A 25,625-nucleotide genomic window follows, 5' to 3' on the forward strand; every position below is an offset into this window, starting at 1 on the left:
GTAATCAGTAATCAGTAATCAGTAATCAGTAATCAGTAATCAGTAATCAGTAATCAGTAATCAGTAATCAGTAATCAAAATTAAAAAAAATGATTCAGAAATTTAAAAAAGTTAAAACTTATTTATTCTAGCTCTTCGTTTAAACACTAAGCACAAAATTAATCGTATGATTGCCCTTCTTCTGCTGCTGCTTTTTGCATTGCAGCAAACTCAACAGGACTTAGATCTCCATAGTAAAAATTAATAGGATTTACAGCTCTACCATTTTTATGGACTTCATAATGTAGATGTGCAGCAGCAGACAAACCTGTATTACCAACATAACCAATTAAATCTCCCCTTTTTACAATTTTTCCTTTCTTGGTTTTAATTTTACTCATATGTGCATAAATAGTTCTATATCCATATCCATGGTCTATATAAACTACATTTCCATAAGAGCTACTTCTTTGTGCTCTAACAACTTTACCATTTGCAGTTGCAAAAATTGGTGTGCCTACAGGAGATGTAAAATCCATTCCTTTATGCATTTTTCTATACTTTAATATTGGATGCATTCGCATTCCATAACCCGAAGCCATTCTTGTTAAATCTTCTTTTTTTACAGGTTGAATAGCAGGAATACAAGCTAACATTTTTTCTTTTTCTTTAGCTAGCCCTACAATTTCATCTAAAGATTTAGATTGTACTACCAATTGTTTTGATAAAATATCCACTTCCTTCGTTAAGTTTTTAATCATTAAAGAATTATCAAACCCCTCTAGTTGTTTATACCTATTTACTCCACCAAAACCAGCTTTTCTTTGTTCTTCTGGTATTGGATTTGCTTCAAAATAAGTTCTATAAATATTATTATCTCTTTCTTGTAGTTGGGCTAAAATAGAAGAACTCTCTTTCATTTTTTTAGAAAGTAATTCGTAATGCAATTTTAAGTTATCTAACTCTCTTTTTTGTGCTCGTTCGTTTGGAGACATTATAAATTGACTAAAAACAATAAAGCCAATAAAAGCAATTAACAATATGGTAAAAAGCCCAAAAACTGTTTTCTTATAATAATCACTTTTCTTTACATCAATTTTTCTGTAAGAAAGTGTATCTGCATCGTAATAATATTTTACTTTTGCCATAATGCTAAATGTACTATTTTTGTACGCTTAAAATTAGTTTTTTATTAAAATCTTATTTTTAATAACTCACAAATTTACAAAATGTTTTATAACTGCTTTTTTTAAGTGGTATTTTTAAAGATATATTAACACAATCCAAAGTTTTGGAAACTTCTTTTTTATGAAATCACAAGATATTCGTTCTACTTTTTTAAATTTTTTCAAAGAAAAATCACATTTAGTTTTGCCTTCTGCACCAATGGTTACAAAAGATGATCCAACTTTAATGTTTGTAAATTCTGGGATGGCACCATTTAAAGAATATTTTTTAGGAAATGGAACGCCAAAAAAGAGCAGAATTACCGACTCGCAAAAGTGTTTACGTGTTTCTGGGAAACATAATGATTTAGAAGAAGTTGGTTACGACACGTATCACCACACTCTTTTTGAGATGTTAGGAAACTGGTCTTTTGGCGATTATTTTAAGAAAGAAGCCATTGCGTGGGCTTGGGAATTACTAACCGTAGTTTATAAAATTGACAAAGATATTTTATATGTAACTGTTTTTGAGGGATCAAATGATGAAGACAATTTAAGTTTAGATACTGAAGCGTATGACCTATGGAAACAATTTATTTCTGAAGATCGTATTTTAAAAGGAAATAAAAAAGATAATTTCTGGGAAATGGGTGAACAAGGACCTTGCGGACCATGTTCTGAAATCCATGTAGATATTCGTTCTGCAGAAGAAAAAGCAAAAGTAGATGGCAAAACTTTAATCAATGAAGATCATCCTCAAGTTGTAGAAATTTGGAATTTGGTTTTTATGCAGTACAATAGAAAAGCAGATGGTTCTTTAGAAAACCTACCTAACAAACATATTGATACAGGTATGGGATTTGAACGTTTGTGTATGGTTTTACAAGGGGTGCAATCTAATTACGATACAGATGTCTTTACACCAATTATTAGAGAAATAGAAGCAGTAACCAATACAAAATATGGTTCTAATGAAAAACAAGACATTGCCACAAGGGTAATTTCAGATCATGTAAGAGCAGTTGCTTTCTCTATTGCAGACGGTCAATTACCAAGTAATACAGGTGCGGGCTATGTAATTAGAAGAATTTTACGAAGAGCTTTACGTTACGGATTTACATTTTTGGATAAAAAAGAACCTTTTTTATTCAGATTAGTAGATGTATTAAGTAAAAAAATGGGGAGTGCTTTTCCTGAATTAAAAGCACAGAAACAACTCATAGAAAACGTAATAAAAGAAGAAGAAACCTCTTTTTTAAGAACTTTAGACCAAGGTTTAATTTTGTTAGATGGAATTATTTCTGCATCAAAATCTAAAGAAATTTCTGGAGAAAAAGTTTTTGAATTGTATGATACTTTTGGATTTCCAATTGATTTAACAGCATTAATTCTTTCTGAAAAAGGTTATACTTTAGATGAAAAAGGTTTTCAAGAAGAACTTCAAAAACAAAAAAATAGATCTAGAGCAGCTAGCGAAATGTCTACAGAAGATTGGACTATTTTAAAAGATGATGCTATTGAAGAATTTGTTGGCTATGATACATTAACATCTAATGTAAACCTTACTAGATACAGAAAAGTAACTTCAAAAAAAGATGGAGAAATGTATCAACTTGTTTTTAACCTAACGCCTTTTTATCCAGAAGGTGGTGGACAGGTTGGAGACAAAGGGTATCTAGAAGACAACCATGGAGATGTAATTTACATTTTAGATACCAAAAAAGAAAATAATGTAATTATACATTTCACAAAAAATCTTCCAAAGCATTTAAATGAACCATTAAAAGCTGTTGTAGACGAAAAACAACGTCATAGAACAGAATGTAACCACACAGCAACTCACTTATTACATCAAGCTTTAAGGGAGGTTCTGGGAACTCATGTAGAACAAAAAGGTTCTGCTGTACATTCAAAATCTTTACGTTTCGATTTTTCTCATTTCTCAAAATTAACAGTAGAAGAATTAAGAGATGTAGAAAACTTTGTAAACGCAAGAATTACAGGCAAACTTCCTTTAGAAGAAAAAAGAAACATTCCTATGCAACAAGCTATTGATGAAGGTGCTATGGCTTTGTTTGGTGAAAAATATGGAGATACAGTAAGAGCTATTAAATTTGGAAAATCCGTAGAACTTTGTGGTGGAACTCATGTAAAAAACACCAGTGATATTTGGCACTTTAAAATTAAATCTGAAAGTGCAGTTGCTGCAGGAATAAGAAGAATTGAAGCCATAACAAATGATGCTGTTAAAGATTTTTATTTTGAAAACAATAGAGCGTTATTTGAAATAAAAGATCTGTTAAATAACACCAAAGAACCTGTAAAAGCTGTACAAAAATTACAAGATGAAAATGCTTCATTGCAAAAACAAATTGAACAATTGTTAAAAGATAAAGCACAAAATTTATCTGGTGAAATAAAAAACCAATTACAAGAAATTAATGGCGTACAGTTTTTAGCAACTAAAGTAGATTTAGATGCTAACGGAATTAAAAATTTAGCTTTTGCTATAGGAAAAGAATATCAAAATTTATTCTTGTTGTTTGCAACTGCTCCTTCAAAAGATAAAGCCATGTTAACTTGTTATATTTCTAAAGAACTAGCTAACGAACGTGGTTATGATGCAGGTAAAGTAGTTAGAGAATTAGGAAAATTAATTCACGGTGGTGGTGGTGGACAAAACTTTTTTGCCACTGCTGGAGGTAGAAACCCTGGCGGAATCCCTAAAGCACTAGAAAAAGCAAAAGATTATTTAAAATAACACTTATTGAATTCCTAAAAGTTTATTGAAATTTTTCAATTCGCATTTGTAAAATTTTAAGAACTTCTTTTTTAATGATTGGAATTGGGGCTTTTTATTTTTCATGATTATAATAATTTAATAGATATGATTAGACAGTCTATAATTGAAAATGTTACAAAAAATGAATTTTAGAACTCAAATCCCTATAAAAAATCAGTTACACAATTTAATAGATTACCATTCAAAAGTTTTCTTATTAGGCTCTTGTTTTTCAAAAAACATTGGAGATAAATTAAATTATTATAAGTTTCAATCAAACCAAAATCCTTTTGGAATTTTATTTCACCCAAAAGCAATTGAAAACTTCATTACAAATGCAATTAACGAAAAAGAATATTCTGACAAAGATTTAATTTTCCAAAATGAACGCTGGCATTGTTTAGAGGCACATTCTAGTTTAAGTTCTAGTGATAAAAAAGAACTTTTAGAAAGCTTAAATTCGGCAATTTCATCAACTAATAAAAACTTAAAAGAAGCTTCTCATATTATAATTACACTAGGAACCTCTTGGGTATATAGATTTATTGAAGAAGATAAAATAGTAGCGAATTGTCATAAGATTCCACAAAAAAAATTCTTAAAAGAATTACTTTCATACGATGAAATTTCAGAAACTCTAGAAGGCATTATAGCATTAATTAAAAGTATAAACCCCACAACAACAATAATATTTACGGTTTCTCCTGTTCGTCATTTAAAAGATGGTTTTATAGAGAACACCTTAAGTAAATCTCTTTTAATAGCTGCAATTCATAAAATTATAAACCATAGAAAAAACACTCATTATTTCCCTTCCTATGAAATTATGATGGACGAACTAAGAGATTACAGGTTTTACACAGAAGATATGATTCATCCAAGTAAAACAGCCATCCAATATATTTGGAATAAATTCTCTGAAACTTGGTTTTCTAGTGATTCTAAAAAAACGATGATAGAAGTAGCAACGATACAAAAAGGGATTACACACAGGCCTTTTAATCAAAATTCAGCACAACATCAACAGTTTCTAAAAAGCTTAGAAGAAAAAAAAGAAAAACTAAAAACACAATTTTCGTTTATGTGTTTTTAAAAAATACGGCATTTGACCTATTTCTTTTTTAAGAATTTTATTGGTATTTTACAGCTCTAAAATACTAAAAAATGCTAAAAGACATCTTATACCCAACAAAACAGAATGCTTTTATTTGGTTAAGTTCTATATACCTATTATTCCTTTTATACATAGGGAAAGCATCTACAATGTCTATTCTTTTTGTCTATTTTCTAGAAACCCTTATTATTGGTGTTTTTAATGCTTTAAAAATGTTGTGGTGTATCAGATATAGTAAATCAAAAGGAAAAAAATCTGAAAGCTATGGTTTAATTCTTTTTTTCTTATTTCATTACGGATTTTTTGTTGCTATTCAATCTATTTTTGGTTTTGCGTTGTTTGGAATGGAAGCAAATGAAATCATAAAAGAACCTTTTCATATAATTGATAATTATATTGCTATTCTTAATTTAGAAGATGTTAGGTATGCCTTACCTGCAATTATTTTTATGCACCTAGGTAAATTTATAAGCGATTATCTAAAAAATGAAAAATATAAAACATTTACAGCACAAGAAATTATGTTTAAACCCTACGTTCGTATTTTTATTCAACAATTTGTTGTAATACTTTCTTTCTTTTTTATTGTTTTTGGTGAAGCAGGAGCAGGTATTATTGCAGCAATCTTATTAATCTTTTTTAGATTGCTTATCGATTTAGTTCTAGAATCTATTAAACAAGATTCTAAAATTCTAGATAAAGTATCAGAAAAATTAGCTAATGAAAAAGCAAGCAAAGAAGAAATAAAAAAACAACTTATTATTTTTACAGAATAGTAAATATACGTCAAATGACGTATTGCCTACCCTATGGGTTTTAAAGAAGTTTGTATTGTAACTTTAAAACACAAATTATGAAAAATCTATTTAATTTCATTCTTCTTCTTTTTTTTGTTCAGACAATCAATTCTCAAGGAATTGGTGAGCTAAAAATTAAAAGTCAGAAATATGGAATGAACAGAATGAAAAAAGCTCCTAAGAAAGTTTACATCAATTCTTTTAATGTGAATTTTGAAATATACAAAGAAGCTATCGATTTTAAAGCTGGTGGAAATGGAGGAAGAATTGGAGGAAATACAAGTAATGCAACTGCAAAAGCAGCTGTAGGTTTAGGTGGTATTGACGCCAACAAAATGCAAGCTAAAACCAATAAAGTTTATCAAAACTTTATAAACCGTCTTCAAAGTGAAGGTTATGAAATTATTGCTTCCGATGTTGCTGAAAAAACAACTGTTTTTAAAGATTGGAAAAAGTCTACAGGGCCTTTACTTGTAGAAAATCTTAATGGAATTATAACCTGTGTCCCAGAGAACTTCACTTCTTTTTATAAAAGGAAAACAAGTAAAGGGGAAATTAAAAAAGGTTTTTTAGGCGGCATAGGTCTACAACCTAAACTTTCTAAAGCATTAGACAATGCAATAATTGCAGATGTGAATTTATACGTGATTTTTTCTGAATCTGGAAATGATTGGATGAAAGGAAGAGCAGCAAAAGTTAAAATTAAAACTAACTTACGTTTGGTAAACAATCATGTAATTTCTATTCCTCAAAAGTTTAAAAAGAAAAAAACTACAATAGGAAAATTATTTGGTTCTGTAAAAATAAAAGGAGCTTCAGATACATATCCGATCATTTCTAGTGTACAATTTACTCAAGGTAAAGCAGGCTTGGGAGCACTAGCTCAATTTACCGGAAACTTAAGAAAAGATTTAGAAATTAACGGTGTATTAAAGAAACAGAAAATTGTTGCTTACCAAAAACAAGGTTCTTTTGTACCAACTTCTTTTACAACTTTCTCTAATTATTTAGATGCAAAAGCAGACCGTTTCTCTAACACTACAAAATGGATTGATGTAGATGGAGATAAATACGCTCAAGGTTTTTACAATGTATGCAACACTTTTTTAGAAAAACAGCTAGATGAGTTTTTTAATAAGCTAAAGTAAAATGAAAAAATTCTATAACTTACTTATTGTTTTTTTAGGAAGCATTTTATTAGTTTCAAATTCTGCTCAACCTGGAATATGGAATGCTGGTGGAAGTGGCAGTTTTACTCTTTTATATCCTGAAGACTCTATTGCATATAAAAAAATTCAGATGAAATCTGAAGATATTTACATGCAACTTTACAAAGGTTTTGCAACTGTAAAAGGAAATTATTATTTTAAAAATACATCTACAGATACCCTAAAAATAAAAGTAGGTTATCCTGTAAACAATGTATTTGAAAACATCTCTTTTCAGCATAAAGCAAATAATGTTAGGGTTGATGGTTTGTATAAAATTAAAGGTTTTATTAATGGAAAAGAATCCACTCTTTACAACAAACCTAACACAGTAAATGACAATTGGTATGTTTGGGAAGTTGCATTTCCTCCTAATGAAATTACCAAATTTTCAGTGTACTTTTTGGCTAACACTAACAATGCTAAAATTTTAGAAGGGTATAATACTGATAATAAAAACGCCTTTATTTATTTGATAGAAACAGGTTCATTGTGGAAATCTCCTATAAAAAAGGGAATTTTTACACTCAAATTATGGACAATATTACTATCGATGCAGTAAAAGCTAGCTCTCCAACAACACTTTATTTTAACGAAGAGAATAATATCCTAAAATTTTCGATGTTAGATTATGGTAAAAGCCCAGATCCTAATTTTGTAATTACTTATGGTGAAACGTTAAAAAACTTCAATTTTAAAAAAATAACTACAGATAGCGAAACTTATTTTAAAACAATAGATCGTTTTTCTGAAGAAAATTTTAACACCTATAATTTCGCTAATATAGATATTCAAAACCCATATAAAGTTGATGGTATTTCTAACAATGCTGTAGGATTTATTTTCTATTTGGCAATCTATGGACTGCCTATTTTGCTAAGCGTTTTAACTCTAATAATTTTATTATTAATCTATAAAAAATTTATCAAAAAAAAATAAATACGTCAAATGTCGTATTGTTAAAACTTTTTTATTGGCTGTAATTTGTAACATCTAATTCTAAAACTAAATATTATGAAAAATTTAAAAACGTTAACACTATTTATTTTTGCTGCTATATTATTTTCTTGTTCAGATAGTACTGACGAGGAATTAGGCTTAACAGGAGAAGGATCTTTAACTGCCAAAATTGATGGAAATGATTTTGCTTCATTAAAGTCTACCGTAGCCGCTACAGTATCAAATCAAGTTGCAGCAATACAAGGCTCTACTTCTGGAGGTGACTATATCAGAATTAATATCATGAATTACACTGGAGTTGGTACTTATAATACTGGAGATGCAATAACAAATGTAAATTCAATTTCTTACGGGACAATAAGTCCTATTACAACTTGGATGTCAACTTTTAATATTGGTAACGGAACCATTAAAATTACAGAAGACACATCAACAACAATGTCTGGAACTTTTTCTTTTACAGGTATCAATTCAAATGCTGGGAATTCTACCAAAACAGTAACTGAAGGAGAATTTAGCGCCCCAAAAAGTTAATTAAATTCTATGAAAAGGAAGAAAAATACGGCATCTGTCGTATTTTTTTTTGACAATTGTTTACAGAGATTTGTATGATAAACTTAAAAATAAATATTATAAAATCACTAATAAAAACCCAATATTAACAACATCTGGTTCTACAGAAATTCAATTTAGAAATACTTGTACATATCAAATTTCTTTCGATGTTTCTATGACAAGATCTGGAGAATTAAAAGAAACTAACATTTCATCAACAGAAACAAATCCCTGGTTAGGTCAGTTTAACTGATCATTAAAACATACAAATTGTTGTTTGGGATTACAGATGGTCAGTTTATTCTTATTAAGAAACCAGCCAACACCTTTTAAATATATTAGATTCATAAAAACCAAATAAAACTTCTAAAGTCTATGCAACCTCTTTTTGAAAACTCTTTTCTTATACTACTATTACTTATTATTGTATTTAGTTTAATTCTATTTCATAAAATAACATGTCAAAAATTAAAAATTGAAAAAGCAAATAAATTAAAGTTGTTATCTTTAGAAATTAAAATTGAAAAAAAGAAACGTGAGGAACTAGAAAATAGTCCTTTAGAAGTAAAATTTTATCAAAAACAAATACAACAAAAGCTTCTAAACATTAAAGTTGATATTTTAAATATTGATTTTTCTTTACAAGAAATTTTTCATTAAAACTAAAAAACAACCTTATGAAGCTTAAACAAAAACAATTATTACGAATACTGTTTTTCTGTTTGTTTTTAAACTCTTTAAATAATTACGCCCAAGATGTAAATGCTCTTAATAAAGAAGCAATGGATTTGTATAAAACAAATCAAAAGGAAGCCATAAAAGTACTTACAAATGCTTTAGAAATAGCAGAAAGACATAATAACAAAAAAGAAGTTAGTAAAACTAAAAACAACTTAGGAATAGTCTTTAGAGATTTAGGAGAATTTCAAAAAGCAAAAAAATATTCTGAAGATGCACTAACAGTTACAACAGATTCTTTAATTAAAGCCGCTATCTATAATAATATTGGTGCTTGTAATAGAAAGCTTGGACTTTATGAAGATGCTATTTCTAACTATTTAAAAAGTTTAGAAATTTATGAAGCAAAGAAGATGTTGAATGAAACTGCAACTGTACATAACAATATTGCTATAGTTTATAATTATATAAACCTCAACAAAAAATCTCTAGAATATTATGATAAAGCAATAAAAGTATTTGAGAAATTAAATAACAACAAAGGAATTTCTCAAGCTTACAACAATATTGCAATTGTATATGCAAATGAAGGAGATTTGGAAAAGGCTTTAACTAATTTTAGGTACTCATTATCCTTAGAGAAAAAATTAAAAGACAAAAAAGGAATTGCAGAATCTTTAAACAATGTAGGCTCTGTACATTACTACCTTAAAGCCATAGATTCATCAATTTATTATTTTAAAAAATCGGCAGATATAGAACGTAGTATTGGAAATTTTGCTGGTGTAAGTGCTAGTTATAATAATATTGCTCAAGTTTTATTAGAGATTGAGAGATTCAAAGAATCTAAAACATATATAGATAGTGCATATCGTATTGCAAAAAAATATCAAACCTCAGAAGATATTGAAAATGCATTGTTAAATTATACAGATTATTTTGAAAAAAAAGGCAATTATAAATCCTCTTTAAATCATCATAAAAAATACTTACATTTTAAAGATAGTATTGCAAAAAAAACAAACATAAAAACCATTCAAGAAATTGAAACTAAGTATCAAACTGAAAAGAAAGAGAAAGAAATTGCGATTCAAAAAGAACAGCTTTTAGAAAAAGAATTAGCTATAAAAAACAGAAATTTATATGCCATATTAATTACTTCTGCTTTATTAATTTTAGGAATTATATTTTTCAATATTTACAAAAGAAATCAAATTAAAAGAAAACAACTACAAAAAGAAATTGATTTAAAAGATGCTTTAGCAATTATAAAAACTCAAAACAAATTACAAGAACAACGCCTTAGAATTTCTAGAGATTTACATGACAATATTGGATCTCAACTTACCTTTATCATCTCATCTATTGATAATTTAAAATTCATTACAAAAGACGCTAACACAAAATTAAAAGATAAATTAGCAAACATTAGTTCCTTTACCTCAGAAACTATTCATCAATTAAGAGATACCATTTGGGCAATGAATAAGAATGAGATTTCTATGGAAGATTTACATGCCAGAATTTTATCGTTTATAGAAAAAGCAAAAAGCGCTACAGAAAACATAACTTTTGAAATTCATCAAAAAATAGATACAAATGTATCTCTTTCCACAATTAAAGGGATAAATATTTTTAGAGTAATTCAAGAAGCAATTAACAATGCTATAAAGTATGCAAACGCATCTAAAGTAGAAATCTACATATCAAAAGAAAATAATGAATTACAAATTTTAATTACTGATAATGGTGATGGTTTTGACCTTAAAAATGTTGATCTCGGGAATGGTCTTAGCAATATGGAAAAACGCATGAGTGAAATTGATGGGGAAATAAATATAGTTTCTAAGCTTAAAAAAGGAACAAAAATTACCTTAAGTACCACTTTAAAAGATACGGCAAATGGCGTATAAATTTTAATCTTAATTATTTGTAATTTACAGAACCAATCAATTAACCATTATGAAATTAAAAATTTGTATTGCAGAAGACAATTATTTCCTAGTAAAGACTATCAAAGAAAAACTTTCTTTTTTTGACGATGTAACTATAAAATTCCATGCAAATAATGGCGCAGAATTAATTGGAAAATTAGAAGACAACCACAACATCGATGTTATTTTAATGGACATTCAAATGCCGGAAATGAATGGAGTTAGAGCTACAGAAATTGTAAAAAATAAATACCCGCAAATTAAAATAATCATTCTAACTGTTTTAGATGATGATGATTATGTTTTTAAAGCAATTAAAGCAGGTGCAAATGGGTATTTACTAAAAGAAATAGATGCAGAAAACCTTTATAAAAGCATTATAGAAGTTACTAAAGGCGGTGCACCAATGACACCAAGTATTGCTCTAAAAACTTTAAATTTATTAAGAAACCCTAATCTATTAGATGCAAAATTAGAAGAAACAGAAACTATTAAACTCTCAAAAAGAGAAACCGAAATTTTAATACAATTAAGCAAAGGTTTAAATTACAATAGTATCGCAGAAAATTTAATCATTTCTCCTTCTACGGTAAGAAAACACATTGAAAATATTTACAAAAAACTACAAGTTCATAGTAAAATGGAAGCCGTTATAAAAGCTCAAAAACAAAACCTCATTTAAATCAAAATTATTTTATACCTTTAGGGAATAATTCCCTTTGAAAAAATGATTAAAAATATATTTATAGGTATACTTTTAGGATCCTTAATCGGTGTATTTATTACTTCTGTGTTTATGCCAGAAGAAGTAAAAATGACTGAGCTTTTCTTTACAAAAATCACAGCAACATCTATTATTACAGGGATTTTTTGTAGTATTTATGCCTTCTTATCACATTCAAAACTCCAAACCTTTTTAATTTCTATCATTATTGGAGCAATAACTTTTTATGCAAAATATATAATTACAGGGCACGATTTTGATCCACTAACAATGGGGCTTTTTGTAGGCGCAATGTTAGGTGGTGCTTTTGCTGTTATAAAAAAAGTAACACACTCTATAAAAATTTATAACAGATTAAAAAGATTACGTAGAAATGGATTTTACAATTAAGAATTAATCTTCTGTAAATTTAGCTACATTTTGCCAAGGCCCACCATTAATTACCTCAAAACCATTTTGTGTTAAAAATTGAGTTGCCTGTCCACTTCTGCCTCCACTTTTACAAACTGCAATTATAGGTTTTTTCCAAGATTTTATCTGTTCTAATTCTAAAGGAATTAAATTTAAAACAATATGTTTTGCTCCTTCAATATGGCCTTCATTCCACTCCATTAAAGTTCTTACATCCAATATTACTGCATCTCTTTTTAAAAATTCTTTTATTTCTTCTGAAGCATCTTTCTGTCCGAACATACCAAATAATCCCATATACTTTTATTTTTTTTTAAGATTGATATTGATTTACGTTTAATAAATTCAACCCGTTTTCTATTAATTTTTTAAAAGCTGTATTTTCTTGTAGCTTTTCTAAATGTTTTAAAATTTCAAACTGAATTGAAAATTCTTTTTGCAAAGCTAATTCAAACAGTTCTAATGACAATAACCAATCTAAAGGAAAATTAGTTTTAAGTTGATTAAATATTGTTTTAATTTTTTCTTCAGTGGTATTGTTTTCTTCTCTATAAACTCTAACTTCTGCATATAGTTTATATAGATTTTGTTCCTCTTCAGAATAATTTATTTTATGTGTTTTTGTTTCAGAAACTTTTCCTAAGTTTTCAAAAGAAGTTACATCTGCAGAACCGGAATAAGCAGAAACCAGTTCTTTACCAATTGCCATATCATAAATACCCCATTCTGGTTTAAATAATACTTTATCTTTATATGTAACTGTGCATTCTTTTAAAGAAATTATCAAGATTTTTCCTCGTAGATCTCTTGTACCTGTAATTGCCGTTCCCTTTACAACAACCCCGCTTTCAAACTCTAGATTCATTTGTTCTCCTTCATAAATACCGTAAGCTTTTAAATCTCTAGGGCTCATATCTTCTATTGGTAAATTAATTCCTTTTAATTTTCCAACAGGACTTCCAAATCCATTAGGGTGAGTTGTAATTCCATGCCCAATAAGTTCTTTATCTCTATTAGCTAAAGCTGTTGGACCTGTAGTTTGAAAATATGCTACTTTATTATTTTTATGTTTAATTACATTTGTAAAAACACCTGAAATCTGTATTCCAGTTGTTAATTCTACTGTTCCTAAATTTTTAGACTTTATTAATTTTTGTACACCTTTTAACCCTCCAGTTCTCAGTGCCATTGTATTTGCAAACTCATTTAAAACTAAACTTAAATAAGCAAAGTCAGGAGTAACAAATAATTGAGGTTGTGGTTTTGTAATATCAAAGTTTACATTAGCAGCATCAATTGAATAGGTTACTTTTTTAACTTCTTTTCTCATACACCAAGCACTTTCACCTATAGATGAAAGCAAACCTGCACCGTAAATTTTAGGAGAATCTAAGTTTCCAATCAAACCATATTCTACAGTCCACCAATGCAAGTTTCTAATTTGAGCCATTTCAGATAACTCACCCATATTATCTTGTAAAAACTCAACTTTTGCTTGTGCTTCCTGAATTTCATTTTCAGTAGAATTTGGATCTTCTTTTAAGATTGATAAAAGCCTAATAGCTTCATACATTTCATAATCTTTAGAAGAAGAAATTGCTTTACTTCCAATTTCTCCAAAACGCCTTAAATACTCGGCATATTCTGGATTTGCTATTATAGGAGCATGACCTGCAGCTTCATGAATAATATCTGGTGCTGGTGTGTACTCTATATGATTAATCGTTCTCATATCAGAAGCAATCACCAACACATTATATGCTTGAAACTCCATAAATGCATTGGGAGGAATAAAACCATCTACAGAAACAGCAGCCCAACCAATTTCTTTTAAAATTCGATTCATGCCTTCCATATAAGGAATATTTTCAACAGAAATCCCTGTTTTTTCTAATCCTTTTATATATGATTTGTGTGCAACTTTACTCAAATAATCAACATTCATTCTCATTACATACCTCCAAACGGCTTGGTTTTGAGCTGTATATTCATCATAAGGTTGCTTTACAACAAATTTATGTAAATGTTTAGGAAGTTTTTTTGTTACTTCGTTTAGTTGAAAGTGTATATTCATTAAAAATTTGATAAAATTTACCTCGTAAAATTACAAATTTTACAACTTATTACCTCTGCTTTTGATGTTAAAAGTTTCCTTTAGGCTTTATTTGATTTCCTTAAAAAAACTAAAATGGATTATAGTTTTTTATTAATAGTAAAGCTCTTCTAAACTATTAATTTCTTGATCTTTTTGCCTTCTAAAAACTTGATTGGGTTTTAAATCAGGTATAGATTCAACTCCCATAGCCGCTACAACTTCTTTTACTGCAGCAATAGTTTTATTGTGATAGTTTTTTACACGAACATTTTTCTTTTCTACAACAAGAGCTTTTACCAAATCATCATCTTGTGTTGCAACACCTACAGGACAAGTATCTAAATTACATTCTCTAGCTTGTATACAACCTAAACTTAACATAAAACTTCTTGCCATAGCAATTGCATCGGCTCCTAAAGCAATGTATTTTACAATATCAAAAGCATCAATAGCTTTACCACTTGCAATAATTTTAATTTGATTTTTAAGCTTATACTTAACCAATAACTTATTTACAAAAACCAATCCTTCTAGCAACGGTGTTCCAATATAGTTTGTAAACTCAATTGGAGCAGAACCGGTTCCACCTTCTCCTCCATCTACAGTAATAAAATCAGGGTAATTATTAGCTTCGGCAAAGGCTTTAATCATTTCTTCTATTTCTTCATTATTCCCAACGCAGAATTTAATTCCTACTGGTTTTCCTTCTGATAAATCTCTAACTTTTTGAATGAAAGAAATCATACTATCAAAATCTGTAAAAGCAGAATGACTTGGAGGAGAATCTACCCTAGTAAATGGTTCTACAGAACGAATTTTAGAAATTTCTTCTGTATTTTTTTTAGCAGGTAAAATACCTCCATGACCAGGTTTTGCTCCTTGAGAAAACTTAATTTCTATCATTTTTACTTCTGGACGAATTGCATTTTCTTTAAAAACCTCATCGTCAAAGACACGTTTTCCGTTTACAGATTTTCCCGCTCCAAAATAACCCGTTCCAACTTGAAAAATAATATCTCCTCCTTGTAAATGGTAAGGAGAAATCCCTCCTTCACCTGTATTATGTGCAAAATTCCCCATTTTTGCTCCCTGATTTAATGCCATAATTGCATTTTTACTTAAAGAACCAAAAGACATTGCAGAAATATTGATTAGAGAAGCATTATATTTTTTTAAACATTTATCAGAACCAAAAAGAACTCTTTCTCCAGCTATGTTATGATGATCTTTAGGAAACAAAGAATGTTTTACAAACTCATATCCTTTAGCATAAACATTGTGTTGTGTACCAAAAGGAACCGTTTCTATCTGCGCTTTAGATCGTTGATATACTAAACTTCTTTTTTCTCTATTTATGGGAGTTCCGTTTAAATTGTCTTCTATAAAATATTGCTGAATTTTATCTCTTTCTTCCTCAAAAAGCCAACGCAAACGTGCAACTAACGGAAAGGCCCTTAATAAAGAGTGTTGTGTTTGCAAACTATCATAAATTGCAATTAGTAATAAAATTATACTTATAGAAAATAAAATTATAGTTCCTGTTTGTGGAATGAAGTAAACTAAAATTCCGAATAAAATATTAACTCCTATAAAAACTGAAAGTATCGTATTTCTCATTATAAAATGGTTGTTTAAAAAAGACCTTAAAAGTACTCAATTAGTACGATATTTTAAACATCCCTTACAAATAGTTTGCCTTAGGGATTGTAGTGTAAAGCCCGACCTAAAAAAAGTAACGAACAAAAAAAACTTCTACAAATAAATGTAGAAGCTTTTATATTTTTTAAAATTCTAAAAAGATTACTTTTTGAATTTTGCGTATTTGTTTTTGAACTTGTCAATACGACCTGCAGCATCGATAAGTTTAGATTTACCAGTGTAAAATGGATGAGATGTTCTTGAAATCTCTAATTTTACTAAAGGATACTCTACACCATCTACTTCTAAAGTTTCTTTAGTATCTACTGTAGAACGAGTTAAAAATACATCTTCGTTAGACATATCTTTAAATGCTACCATTCTATAATTTTCTGGATGAATTCCTTTTTTCATTTTATTATATTTTAATACTTTAATGTTATGTTTGCATGAGTAAAGTTGGTAAAGCTTCGCTCTAAATCTCTAAATAGTTATTTCTATTTTGAGGATGCAAATTTAACCTAATTTTTTAATTTACAAATAAATAAATTGTTTTTATTTGGTCTAAATGATACTTTAACTAAATTACACCTACTTTTAAGTAGTAAAAGTTGTTTTTTAAGACACTTTTTTTGAATCTTTACGTTTTAAAACATTGAAATTTATATACATAATGAAAAATAATTCTATAATAATATTCTTTTTTGCTTTTTTGCTTCTGATGACTTCTTGTTCTAACGATTACAAATTTAGTTTAGAAACACCTAAAAAGGTAACATTAAATCAATCTATTACAATTTCTTTAAAAGAAAAAAATGACAAACCAATTAACAAGGTACAATTTTTTGTAAACGGAAATGAAGTAACTGCCAATGGAAACTCTTTTAAAATAAACACTGATGATTTTGGAGTTGGTAAACATGCTGTGTCTGCATTGGTTTTTTATCTCGAAGAAACAAAAAAAGTAAATAGTACTTTTGAAGTTTTGGCAGATAAAGCTCCTGCAATTTATACCTACAAAATTATTAACGAATATCCTCATGATACAAAAGCCTACACACAAGGACTAGAATATTACAATGGTTTTTTATATGAAACTACCGGACGTAGAGGACAATCTACTTTAAGAAAAGTAGAAATTAAAACTGGTAAGGTTTTGCAAAAAATAGATTTAGATAAAAAGTATTTTGGCGAAGGTATGACCATTTTAAACAACAAAATATACTGGTTAACATGGCAAGCAAAGAAAGGTTTTGTTTATAACCTAGAAACTTTTGAGCAAGAAAAAGAATTTGCTTTTAATAAAAGTAAAGAAGGTTGGGGCTTAACTCATAACGGAACAGAACTTTTAAAATCGGACGGAACCAACAAAATTTGGTTTTTAGACCCAATTACTTTAAAAGAAAAAAAATCTATTCAAGTTTACACAAACAAATATGCTGTAAAGGATTTAAATGAATTAGAATTGATCAATGGTAAAATTTACTCAAACAAATATCAACAAAATGCTATTGTAATTATAGACCCAAAAACAGGAATTGTAGAAGGAATTGCTAATTTAAAATCTTTGCATAGCGTTATGGAAAAAACTCAAAAATTAGTTCCTCAAGATGAAGTTTTAAACGGAATTGCCTTTGACAAAGAAAACAACAGATTATTTGTTACAGGTAAAAACTGGGGAAAACTTTTTGAAATTGAATTAATCAAAAAATAATAATTCTCTAAATTTAAAGTTCTACTTTTATATAAAATTGATTTATGCGTTATTTCTTAACTTTTCTAGTTTGTATTATACTTCTTTCTGTAAGTTCTTGTAGAAAAAACTTTGAAACTATTCCTAGTTTTGGCAATCTAGAATTCTCTAAAGACACCGTTTTTTTAGACACCATTTTTACCAATATTGGTTCTGCTACCTATAATCTAAAAGTTTATAATAGAGGAAATAAAGCAATAACAATTCCTCAAATCAAATTAGAAAATGGGCTATCATCTAATTACAGGTTAAATGTTGATGGAATTCCAGGTAAAGAATTTAACGATATCGATATTCTTGCTAAAGACAGTATTTATGTTTTTATAGAAACTACAATAGATGCATCAAACACAACAAACCCATTATATACAGACAAAATTTTGTTTGACAATGGCAATAACAAACAAGATGTAGATTTAGTAACTTTAGTACAAGATGCTAATTTTATATTTCCAGGAAAAGACCCTATTTCGATGAAGATTGATAGCTTAACTTTAGACGGAAAACCAACTACAATTAAAGGTCGTTTTTTAACGAATACCGAATTGACTTTTACAAATACAAAACCAACTGTTATTTATGGTTATGCTGCGGTTCCTGCTAATAAAACACTAACTATAGAAGCAGGTGCAAAAGTACATTTCCATAATAATTCGGGATTGATCATTGATGACAAAGCAACATTAAAAGTAAACGGAACCTTATCCGAAAAAGTAATTTTTGAAGGAGATCGACTAGAAAACTCTTTTAGCACAACCCCAGGACAATGGGGTACAATTTGGATGCGTGCTGGTAGTAAAGACAACGAAATTCATCATACACAAATTAAAAACGGAATTATCGGTATTTTAATAGATAGCATTGGATCTGCTTCTACTCCAACTTTAAAACTTCAAAATACAGAAATCTACAACAATTCTAACTACGGGATTCTTGCAAGAGAAACAAATATAGAAGCACATAACGTTGTTATTGGTTCTGCAGGACAAGCCTCTTTAGCTGCAACTGTTGGAGGAACTTATAATTTTACACATTCTACTTTTGCAAACTTTTGGAATAGCGGAATTAGACAATTACCTGCTGTGTTAGTTAACAATCATTTTACTTATACAAATGCTAGTGGACAAGAAATTACAGAAACTAGAGATTTAAATGCGGCAAATTTTATCAACTGCATTTTTGATGGAAACAATAATATCGAATTTATTTTAGATAAAGTTGATGGAAGTTTATTCAACTACAATATCAGTAATTCTATGATACAATTTACAGATTCTAACAATTCTTTTGCCAATGTTACAGAATTAGATTTTGATAACAATCCAAATTATCAAAATATTATTTTAAACGGATTTTCTCATTTTAGAGATTCTCAAAATGAAGATTTTATTATTGGTCAAGATTCTGATGCTATTAACAAAGCAACAACGACTCCTTTTTCTTTAGATATTATGGGAGTTGACAGAACTACAAATCCAGATATTGGTGCTTATCAACATATTGATTTTTAATATAAGATTTCTCAAAAAATTAAGTAGATTGCTTCTTTAAATTTCAGCACATGAAAAATATTGTAATCACAGGAACTAGTAGAGGAATTGGTTTTGAACTCGCCAAAATGTTTGCAGAAAAAGGGCATCAAGTTTTGGCTTTGTCTAGAAACACAAACCCATTAGATTCTTTTAATCATAAAAACATTACTACAATTTCTGTTGATTTATCTAATGCATCAGACATCAGTAAAGCAATTAATTTTGTAAACAACAATTGGAAAAAAGTTGATGTTTTAATAAATAATGCAGGAAAATTAATCAATAAACCTTTTACAGAATTAACTTCTAATGATTTTTTAGAAGTCTATAAAATTAATGTTTTTGCGGTAGCAGAAATTACTAAAAATTTAATTCCTTTTCTACAAAAAGGAAGCCATGTTGTTACGATTAGCTCTATGGGAGGAATACAAGGTAGTTTAAAATTCCCTGGATTAGCAGCGTATAGTTCTGCAAAAGGAGCTGTAATTACTTTATCTGAATTATTAGCAGAAGAATACAAAGAACAACAAATTGCATTTAATGTTTTAGCCTTAGGTGCCGTACAAACAGAAATGCTAGAAGAAGCTTTTCCTGGATATATTGCTCCAAATTCAGCAAATGAAATGGCAAACTATATTTATAATTTTTCTTTGACAGGAAATCAATTTTACAACGGAAAGGTATTACAAGTTTCCTCTACAACTCCATAATTTTTTGAAAAAAGAATATCAAAAATTCATACCAGAAAAAGCGATTCCATTTGTTCAATTTTTAATTGACAAACATTCTTTTGATTTGATAATAGTAAATCAAAGACAAACAAAACATGGTGATTTTAGAAAACTACCCAACGGAAAATTTCAAATTACCATAAATAACAACCTTAACAAACATCAATTTTTATTAACCTTAGTTCATGAAATTGCACACCATGTTACACATCAAAAATTTGGCAGGGTGCAACCTCATGGTATTGAATGGAAAACAATCTTTCAACATTTAATGTTGCCTTTTTTACAACCACAAATCTACCCAAAAGAAGTACTTCCTTATTTAGCAAAATATCTAAAAAACCCAAAAGCAAGTACCGATGCAGATGTTCAGTTATCTTTAGCTTTAAAAGGAAATAGAGCCGAAACTGGGAAATGTTTTATTTTTAACATTCCATATGGAAGTCTATTCATCTTTAAAAACACAATCTATAAAAGAGGTAATAAACGCAGAACAAGATTTGAATGTTTAAATATGAGTACTAAAAAAGTTTATTTATTCAATCAAAATGTAGAAGTAAAACTACACGTCGCATAATAAAAAAAGGCACTCAATTGAGTGTCCTTTTTTATTAATTTCTTTTAATAAATAAAGTATCTAACTCCATTTCTTTTTGAAGCCAACTTCTTAACTCTCTTTCTTTAGGACTAATAATACTATCTGGTAGTCTTAAATTCCATTTTAAAGTAACCACAGGAATGGTATCAATTTTTATAAAATCTTTTGATAATAACACATTAGCAAAACCAATTTCTTCAATATCACTATATCTAATTTTTGCATCTTTAGCTATTCTACTAAATGCAATTGCTTTTTTGTTTTTATTATGAGCATCTTGTTCAATTCTATCATTTAAATTAGATATAACACCCTGTAAATCTGTAATTTGTTTTTGTAATCCTGTAATTATGTTTTTACTTTCTTGGAGTTCTTCACGTTTTTCCTTGTAAGCTGTCGTTATCAATTCAAAACTTTTAGTATCACTTCCTTTTATATTTATTTTAATATCTTTTATTCGCAAGTAGTTAGGGTCATTTAACCTATTCTCAAGCATATTTCTTTCAGCCCCACTTACTTCATTAAAAAAATTTAGCTTTAATACTTTCGTTTCAGGATCGTAATCGTCATCTATTAATTGAAAATTATCAATGGTACTTATTTCGTTCTTAATAAAAGCTTTTAATTGGGCATTAACTCTGCTTTCATCCAAAGCTTTCACAAAAGTATATACAGCAGGAATCATCACTAAAATACCTAAAACAGCAGCAATTGTAGCATATCGCTTTCTCTTTGCTGCGTTGGCATATTTATACATTGGAAAACTTAACAATTTTAACACCAAAAATGTAGCTAAAGCAATAAATATGGTGTTAATTGTAAACAAATACATGGCACCCAAAAAATATTGAAAGTTACCTTTTGCTAAACCATACCCCGCAGTACACAACGGAGGCATCAAAGCGGTAGCAATTGCAACTCCAAAAATCACAGAAGCAATTGTTCCTTTTTTTGTTCTAGCAACCATTAATGCCAAACCACCAAAAAAGGCAATTAAAACATCACGTATATCTGGGCTAACTCTACCCAATAATTCGGAATTGTCCTCACTTAAAGGAAAGAAATAAAAGAACAAAAAAGAAGCAAACAAACTTAAACCAATCATTGTACCTAAATTGGTTAATGATTTTTTAAACGTATCAATATCATTAATTGCAAACGACATCCCAATACCTAAAATAGGCCCCATTAAAGGAGATATTAACATGGCACCAATAACAACAGCAGTAGAGTTAGCATTTAACCCTATAGAAGCCACAAAAACAGCAAAAATAAGAATCCAAGCTGTTGCCCCTTTAAAAGTAATATCTGCTTTGATGGCTTCTATGGTAGCTTCATGATCTGTATCGTGTCTAAAATCGAAAAGTTCTTTTAAGTATTTTTTAATACTAACAAGCAATCCTCTTGCTTCTTCCCTCATCTCTTGTTTAGACTGCTCTACAGCTTCAACTTTTTTAGTATTTTCTTCCATGTTTTTTATGTTTCAAAAAATCTTTGGAAAGATACAAAATTATAAAACTGACTATCTACAAAAAAATCATAAAAAAAGCTTCACAGATTGTGAAGCTTTTTTTGTGACCGGGCTGGGGCTCGAACCCAGGACCCTCTCCTTAAAAGGGAGATGCTCTACCAACTGAGCTACCAGGTCATTCTTTTCTTTTTAGCGGCTGCAAAGATAGAAAGTATTTTATAAAAACCAAATTAATTACAAGTTTTTTTCATTTAAATATGCCTCTCTTACTTTCTTAAATAAATTAGAAGAATACACAAAACTTACAACTGCTTCATTATCAGTTTTAAATATTTCATTGCTACTCCCTTCCCATGCTTTTCTACCATCTTTTAAAAAAACAATTTTTTCTCCAATTTCCATTACAGAATTCATATCGTGAGTATTAATTACTGTTGTAATTTGATATTCATCTGTTATTTCTTGAATTAATTTATCTATTACTATGGCTGTTTGAGGATCTAAACCAGAGTTAGGTTCGTCACAAAACAAATATTTGGGGTTCATCACAATTGCTCTTGCTATTGCAACCCTTTTTTGCATTCCTCCAGACAATTCTGCGGGAAATTTTTTATTGGAATTTGTTAAATTAACTCTATCTAACACAAAATTCACACGTTCTAGCATCTCTTTTTGAGATTGTTTTTTAAACATTTTTAAAGGGAACATAACATTCTCTTCTACTGTTTGAGAATCAAATAAGGCACTTCCTTGAAATACCATACCAATTTCTTGCCTCCATTGTCTTCTCTCTTCATTAGTGAAATTTGTACTTACTCTTCCATCAAAAGAAATGGTCCCTTCTTCCGGAGTGTGTAAACCTATCAAAGATTTTAAAAAAACGGTTTTACCCGATCCACTTTGACCAATAATTAAACTCGTTTTTCCTGGGTGAAAATTAGTTGTAATTCCTTTTAAGACCTGAACTCCTCCAAAACCTTTGTGTAAATTTTTAACATCTATCATTTAAGTAAGTAACATTTGAGTTAAAAAATAATTTGCTATCACTATTAAAACTGTAGTCCAAACTACAGATTGTGTACTGGCTTTCCCCACTGCTATAGATCCACCTTTCACATAATAACCATGAAATGAAGGTACCGTTGCAATTAAAAAAGCAAACACTAAGGTTTTTATAATAGCATATCTAATTAAGTAAGGGTTAAATGTTGTTTGAATCCCCTCTATATAATCTGCTCCTGTAAACAATCCAGAAAGCACGCCAGCAACCCATCCTCCAAATATTCCTAAAATCATAGCTAAAGCAATTAAAAAAGGGTAGAAAAAAACGGTTGCGATTACTTTTGGCAATACCAAATAGTTTAAAGAATTAATCCCCATAACCTCTAAAGCATCTATTTGTTCTGTTACCCGCATTGTACCAATACTAGAAGTTATATAAGAGCCTACTTTACCGGCTAAAATTATAGAACAAAAAGTAGGAGCAAACTCTAAAATTATAGAACGTTTTGCCGCAAAACCAATTAATGATTTAGGTATAAAAGGATTTTCTAAATTTAAAGCGGTTTGTAAAGCGATAACCCCTCCGATAAAAAAAGAAATAAACATTATAATACCTAAAGACTTTAGACCTAATTCTTCAATCTCTTTTATTAATGCTTCATAAAAAACTCTGCCTTTTTGTGGTCTTTTAAAAACCTGTCCTAGCATCATAAAATATTTACCAATATCTTCTAGGTATTTCATTCAGTCTAATTTTATGCTAAAGTATTAAAATATCATTAATTGATTGTAAAGTAATAGCCATCAAAATAAAAAATAATTACATTTGACTAATAAAAACACATCCTTAGTAAAATGAAAAAAATAATCTTATTATCTATCCTATCTATAATTACACTTTTAGCTTGTAAAGCTCAAGAAAAAAAAGCAACAAAACCTAAACTAGTTGTTGGAATTGTTGTAGACCAAATGAGGTATGATTATTTAACAAGGTTTGCTGACAGATATGGTGCTGATGGTTTTAATAGACTTTTGCAAAATGGTTTTTCATTAGAAAACGCACATTTTAACTATATACCAACCTATACTGCAGTTGGACATACTTCTGTATTTACCGGAACAACACCAAGTAATCATGGAATTATTTCTAATAATTGGTATGATAAAAAAACAAAGAAATCTATTTATTGTGTAGATGACAATACATACAATACTGTTGGAAATGACGGAACTTACGGGCAAAAATCTCCACACAGATTATATACGACAACAATTGCTGATCAATTACATTTAGCTCAGAACATGAAAGGAAAAACTATTGGAATTTCTATAAAAGATCGTTCTGCAATTTTACCTGTTGGACACACTGCAAACGGAGCTTATTGGTATGATGGAGGTAATTATAATACTTGGATAACAAGTACTTTTTACATGGATAAATTGCCAAAGTGGGTTACAGACTTTAATACAAATAACAAAGCAGACGAGTATTTAAATACAACTTGGGAAACACTTTACGATATAAATACCTACACAAAAAGTAGAGCGGATAATAATATCTTTGAAGGAAAATTTAAAGGACAAGAAACACCTACTTTTCCCAAAAAGTTAAAAGATCTAAGAGCAAAAAACGGTAACTTTTCTTTAATAAAAGCAATTCCTGCGGGTAATACTTTTACTGTTGATTTTGCTAAAGCAGCAATCATTGGAGAAAATTTAGGAAAATCGGAATTCACAGATTTTTTAACAGTTAGTTTCTCTTCTACAGATTATGTTGGTCATAAATACGGGGTTTCAGCCATAGAAACAGAAGACACCTATTTACGTTTAGATAAAGATTTAGCTAACTTATTTCAATTTTTAGATACTCAAGTAGGTAAAGATAATTATACTTTATTTTTAACTGCAGATCATGCTGCTGTTCATGTTCCTGCATACTTACAATCGCTTAAAATTCCTGCACATTATTTAGATATTAAAAAATTTAGAACCTTTATTTTAGAAACTACTAAAAAATATTTTAATTCAGAAGAATTGATTGAGAATGTTTCAAATTATCAAATCTTTTTAGATAAAAAGAAAATAGAATCCTTAGGTTTAAACGTAAATGATGTTGCACAAAAACTAGCCGATGAAGTCATTAATTTTGATGGAGTTTACAAAGCTGTTACTGCAAGAACTTTACAAACAACTCATTTTTCTGATGGAATTTTAAATTCTTTACAAAATGGTTATAATCAAAAACTTTCTGGTGATGTTTTAATGATTCCTAATCCTGCAACTTTAATCAGTGGTAGAACAGGTACAAGTCATGGTTCTGGTTACTCTTATGACACACATGTACCAATTATTTTTTACGGAAATGGAATTAAAAAAGGATCTTCAACAAAAAAATATGAGATTATAGACATTGCTCCAACAATTTCAAACTTATTAAAAATAGAAGCACCAAACGGAACATCAGGAAAAATTATTGACGAAGTTTTAAAGAAATAAA

25 protein-coding genes and 1 tRNA gene are annotated in these 25,625 nt (G+C 29.0%); 17 read left to right on the forward strand and 9 right to left on the reverse strand.

The window, feature by feature from the left end; all coding sequences use genetic code 11:
* Positions 1–158: 158 nt before the first annotated feature.
* The gene (locus tag MC378_RS11100) at positions 159–1,127 is read right to left on the reverse strand and encodes a M23 family metallopeptidase (RefSeq protein ID WP_242178840.1); all 969 of its coding nucleotides are present in this window, start codon (positions 1,125–1,127) and stop codon (positions 159–161) included.
* A 160-nt stretch (positions 1,128–1,287) separates the two neighbouring features.
* On the opposite strand from MC378_RS11100, the gene alaS reads away from it, so the two are divergent.
* From alaS to MC378_RS11160, 12 genes are all read left to right on the forward strand, one after another.
* Positions 1,288–3,906 (forward strand): alanine--tRNA ligase, encoded by a 2,619-nt coding sequence (gene alaS, locus MC378_RS11105; RefSeq protein ID WP_242178841.1) that lies wholly within the window; start codon positions 1,288–1,290, stop codon positions 3,904–3,906.
* Between the two features lie 163 nt (positions 3,907–4,069).
* Complete coding sequence (locus tag MC378_RS11110; RefSeq protein ID WP_242178842.1) at positions 4,070–5,020, forward strand: GSCFA domain-containing protein; 951 nt, start codon at positions 4,070–4,072, stop codon at positions 5,018–5,020.
* Positions 5,021–5,091: 71 nt separating this feature from the next.
* Complete coding sequence (locus tag MC378_RS11115; protein WP_242178843.1) at positions 5,092–5,817, forward strand: DUF6498-containing protein; 726 nt, start codon at positions 5,092–5,094, stop codon at positions 5,815–5,817.
* Positions 5,818–5,894: 77 nt separating this feature from the next.
* Positions 5,895–6,986 (forward strand): hypothetical protein, encoded by a 1,092-nt coding sequence (locus MC378_RS11120; protein WP_242178844.1) that lies wholly within the window; start codon positions 5,895–5,897, stop codon positions 6,984–6,986.
* A 1-nt stretch (position 6,987) separates the two neighbouring features.
* Entirely contained in the window at positions 6,988–7,608 is a 621-nt protein-coding gene (locus tag MC378_RS11125) for a hypothetical protein (RefSeq protein WP_242178845.1), read from the forward strand.
* Positions 7,581–7,985, forward strand: a complete 405-nt coding sequence (locus tag MC378_RS11130) for a hypothetical protein (protein ID WP_242178846.1) — start codon at positions 7,581–7,583, stop codon at positions 7,983–7,985. The genes MC378_RS11125 and MC378_RS11130 overlap by 28 nt, the downstream gene beginning before the upstream one ends.
* Positions 7,986–8,060: 75 nt before the next feature.
* Positions 8,061–8,540, forward strand: coding sequence for a DUF6252 domain-containing protein (locus MC378_RS11135; RefSeq protein ID WP_242178847.1), 480 nt, complete (start codon positions 8,061–8,063; stop codon positions 8,538–8,540).
* A 49-nt stretch (positions 8,541–8,589) separates the two neighbouring features.
* Positions 8,590–8,814: a hypothetical protein gene (locus MC378_RS11140; RefSeq protein WP_242178848.1), complete on the forward strand. Its 225-nt coding sequence runs from the start codon at positions 8,590–8,592 to the stop codon at positions 8,812–8,814.
* A 122-nt stretch (positions 8,815–8,936) separates the two neighbouring features.
* The gene (locus MC378_RS11145; RefSeq protein WP_242178849.1) at positions 8,937–9,221 is read left to right on the forward strand and encodes a hypothetical protein; all 285 of its coding nucleotides are present in this window, start codon (positions 8,937–8,939) and stop codon (positions 9,219–9,221) included.
* Between the two features lie 17 nt (positions 9,222–9,238).
* Positions 9,239–11,152 (forward strand): tetratricopeptide repeat-containing sensor histidine kinase, encoded by a 1,914-nt coding sequence (locus tag MC378_RS11150; RefSeq protein ID WP_242178850.1) that lies wholly within the window; start codon positions 9,239–9,241, stop codon positions 11,150–11,152.
* 49 nt (positions 11,153–11,201) lie between these two features.
* On the forward strand, positions 11,202–11,855 hold the full coding sequence (locus MC378_RS11155) for a response regulator transcription factor (RefSeq protein WP_242178851.1): 654 nt from the start codon (positions 11,202–11,204) through the stop codon (positions 11,853–11,855).
* Between the two features lie 45 nt (positions 11,856–11,900).
* A complete protein-coding gene (locus tag MC378_RS11160; protein ID WP_242178852.1) occupies positions 11,901–12,287 on the forward strand; it encodes a hypothetical protein in 387 nt (128 codons plus the stop codon).
* 3 nt (positions 12,288–12,290) lie between these two features.
* Here MC378_RS11160 and MC378_RS11165 read toward each other — a convergent pair whose 3' ends face one another.
* The 4 genes from MC378_RS11165 to MC378_RS11180 all read right to left on the reverse strand — a co-directional run bounded on the left by MC378_RS11165 (position 12,291) and on the right by MC378_RS11180 (position 16,455).
* A complete protein-coding gene (locus tag MC378_RS11165) occupies positions 12,291–12,605 on the reverse strand; it encodes a rhodanese-like domain-containing protein (RefSeq protein WP_242178853.1) in 315 nt (104 codons plus the stop codon).
* A 16-nt stretch (positions 12,606–12,621) separates the two neighbouring features.
* The gene (locus tag MC378_RS11170) at positions 12,622–14,382 is read right to left on the reverse strand and encodes an aromatic amino acid hydroxylase (protein WP_242178854.1); all 1,761 of its coding nucleotides are present in this window, start codon (positions 14,380–14,382) and stop codon (positions 12,622–12,624) included.
* Between the two features lie 132 nt (positions 14,383–14,514).
* A complete protein-coding gene (locus MC378_RS11175; protein ID WP_242178855.1) occupies positions 14,515–16,020 on the reverse strand; it encodes an FMN-binding glutamate synthase family protein in 1,506 nt (501 codons plus the stop codon).
* Positions 16,021–16,203: 183 nt separating this feature from the next.
* A complete protein-coding gene (locus MC378_RS11180) occupies positions 16,204–16,455 on the reverse strand; it encodes a type B 50S ribosomal protein L31 (protein ID WP_068363688.1) in 252 nt (83 codons plus the stop codon).
* 259 nt (positions 16,456–16,714) lie between these two features.
* Between MC378_RS11180 and MC378_RS11185 the strand changes: the two genes are divergently transcribed.
* From MC378_RS11185 to MC378_RS11200, 4 genes are read left to right on the forward strand one after another with little or no spacing between them, the layout of a single operon-like run.
* Positions 16,715–17,755 carry a glutaminyl-peptide cyclotransferase gene (locus MC378_RS11185; protein WP_242178856.1) on the forward strand — a complete coding sequence of 347 codons (1,041 nt, stop codon included), beginning with the start codon at positions 16,715–16,717 and terminating at the stop codon, positions 17,753–17,755.
* 44 nt (positions 17,756–17,799) lie between these two features.
* Positions 17,800–19,305 (forward strand): hypothetical protein, encoded by a 1,506-nt coding sequence (locus MC378_RS11190; RefSeq protein WP_242178857.1) that lies wholly within the window; start codon positions 17,800–17,802, stop codon positions 19,303–19,305.
* Positions 19,306–19,355: 50 nt separating this feature from the next.
* Entirely contained in the window at positions 19,356–20,036 is a 681-nt protein-coding gene (locus tag MC378_RS11195) for an SDR family NAD(P)-dependent oxidoreductase (protein ID WP_242178858.1), read from the forward strand.
* A 4-nt stretch (positions 20,037–20,040) separates the two neighbouring features.
* On the forward strand, positions 20,041–20,634 hold the full coding sequence (locus tag MC378_RS11200) for a SprT-like domain-containing protein (RefSeq protein ID WP_242178859.1): 594 nt from the start codon (positions 20,041–20,043) through the stop codon (positions 20,632–20,634).
* A gap of 34 nt (positions 20,635–20,668) precedes the next feature.
* Here MC378_RS11200 and MC378_RS11205 read toward each other — a convergent pair whose 3' ends face one another.
* From MC378_RS11205 to MC378_RS11220, 4 genes are all read right to left on the reverse strand, one after another.
* On the reverse strand, positions 20,669–22,126 hold the full coding sequence (locus MC378_RS11205; RefSeq protein ID WP_242178860.1) for a DUF389 domain-containing protein: 1,458 nt from the start codon (positions 22,124–22,126) through the stop codon (positions 20,669–20,671).
* 104 nt (positions 22,127–22,230) lie between these two features.
* Positions 22,231–22,303: transfer RNA gene (locus MC378_RS11210), tRNA-Lys, on the reverse strand.
* Between the two features lie 57 nt (positions 22,304–22,360).
* The gene (locus MC378_RS11215) at positions 22,361–23,131 is read right to left on the reverse strand and encodes an ABC transporter ATP-binding protein (RefSeq protein WP_242178861.1); all 771 of its coding nucleotides are present in this window, start codon (positions 23,129–23,131) and stop codon (positions 22,361–22,363) included.
* The gene (locus MC378_RS11220; RefSeq protein WP_242178862.1) at positions 23,132–23,872 is read right to left on the reverse strand and encodes an MlaE family ABC transporter permease; all 741 of its coding nucleotides are present in this window, start codon (positions 23,870–23,872) and stop codon (positions 23,132–23,134) included.
* A 111-nt stretch (positions 23,873–23,983) separates the two neighbouring features.
* Here MC378_RS11220 and pafA point away from each other — a divergent pair, with 111 nt between their 5' ends.
* A complete protein-coding gene (pafA, locus tag MC378_RS11225; protein ID WP_242178863.1) occupies positions 23,984–25,624 on the forward strand; it encodes an alkaline phosphatase PafA in 1,641 nt (546 codons plus the stop codon).
* Position 25,625 lies beyond the last annotated feature (1 nt).

The sequence above is a fragment of the Polaribacter marinus genome, assembly GCF_022662535.1.
Taxonomy (GTDB): Bacteria; Bacteroidota; Bacteroidia; order Flavobacteriales; family Flavobacteriaceae; genus Polaribacter; species Polaribacter marinus.

Excerpts from the sequence above, each read along its gene's own strand:
- MC378_RS11100 (WP_242178840.1), bottom strand. The coding sequence starts at position 1,127 with ATGGCAAAAGTAAAATATTATTACGATGCAGATACACTTTCTTACAGA.
- alaS (WP_242178841.1), top strand. The coding sequence starts at position 1,288 with ATGAAATCACAAGATATTCGTTCTACTTTTTTAAATTTTTTCAAAGAA.
- MC378_RS11110 (WP_242178842.1), top strand. The coding sequence starts at position 4,070 with ATGAATTTTAGAACTCAAATCCCTATAAAAAATCAGTTACACAATTTA.
- MC378_RS11115 (WP_242178843.1), top strand. The coding sequence starts at position 5,092 with ATGCTAAAAGACATCTTATACCCAACAAAACAGAATGCTTTTATTTGG.
- MC378_RS11120 (WP_242178844.1), top strand. The coding sequence starts at position 5,895 with ATGAAAAATCTATTTAATTTCATTCTTCTTCTTTTTTTTGTTCAGACA.
- MC378_RS11125 (WP_242178845.1), top strand. The coding sequence starts at position 6,988 with ATGAAAAAATTCTATAACTTACTTATTGTTTTTTTAGGAAGCATTTTA.
- MC378_RS11130 (WP_242178846.1), top strand. The coding sequence starts at position 7,581 with ATGGACAATATTACTATCGATGCAGTAAAAGCTAGCTCTCCAACAACA.
- MC378_RS11135 (WP_242178847.1), top strand. The coding sequence starts at position 8,061 with ATGAAAAATTTAAAAACGTTAACACTATTTATTTTTGCTGCTATATTA.
- MC378_RS11145 (WP_242178849.1), top strand. The coding sequence starts at position 8,937 with ATGCAACCTCTTTTTGAAAACTCTTTTCTTATACTACTATTACTTATT.
- MC378_RS11150 (WP_242178850.1), top strand. The coding sequence starts at position 9,239 with ATGAAGCTTAAACAAAAACAATTATTACGAATACTGTTTTTCTGTTTG.
- MC378_RS11155 (WP_242178851.1), top strand. The coding sequence starts at position 11,202 with ATGAAATTAAAAATTTGTATTGCAGAAGACAATTATTTCCTAGTAAAG.
- MC378_RS11160 (WP_242178852.1), top strand. The coding sequence starts at position 11,901 with ATGATTAAAAATATATTTATAGGTATACTTTTAGGATCCTTAATCGGT.
- MC378_RS11165 (WP_242178853.1), bottom strand. The coding sequence starts at position 12,605 with ATGGGATTATTTGGTATGTTCGGACAGAAAGATGCTTCAGAAGAAATA.
- MC378_RS11170 (WP_242178854.1), bottom strand. The coding sequence starts at position 14,382 with ATGAATATACACTTTCAACTAAACGAAGTAACAAAAAAACTTCCTAAA.
- MC378_RS11175 (WP_242178855.1), bottom strand. The coding sequence starts at position 16,020 with ATGAGAAATACGATACTTTCAGTTTTTATAGGAGTTAATATTTTATTC.
- MC378_RS11180 (WP_068363688.1), bottom strand. The coding sequence starts at position 16,455 with ATGAAAAAAGGAATTCATCCAGAAAATTATAGAATGGTAGCATTTAAA.
- MC378_RS11185 (WP_242178856.1), top strand. The coding sequence starts at position 16,715 with ATGAAAAATAATTCTATAATAATATTCTTTTTTGCTTTTTTGCTTCTG.
- MC378_RS11190 (WP_242178857.1), top strand. The coding sequence starts at position 17,800 with ATGCGTTATTTCTTAACTTTTCTAGTTTGTATTATACTTCTTTCTGTA.
- MC378_RS11195 (WP_242178858.1), top strand. The coding sequence starts at position 19,356 with ATGAAAAATATTGTAATCACAGGAACTAGTAGAGGAATTGGTTTTGAA.
- MC378_RS11205 (WP_242178860.1), bottom strand. The coding sequence starts at position 22,126 with ATGGAAGAAAATACTAAAAAAGTTGAAGCTGTAGAGCAGTCTAAACAA.
- MC378_RS11215 (WP_242178861.1), bottom strand. The coding sequence starts at position 23,131 with ATGATAGATGTTAAAAATTTACACAAAGGTTTTGGAGGAGTTCAGGTC.
- MC378_RS11220 (WP_242178862.1), bottom strand. The coding sequence starts at position 23,872 with ATGAAATACCTAGAAGATATTGGTAAATATTTTATGATGCTAGGACAG.
- pafA (WP_242178863.1), top strand. The coding sequence starts at position 23,984 with ATGAAAAAAATAATCTTATTATCTATCCTATCTATAATTACACTTTTA.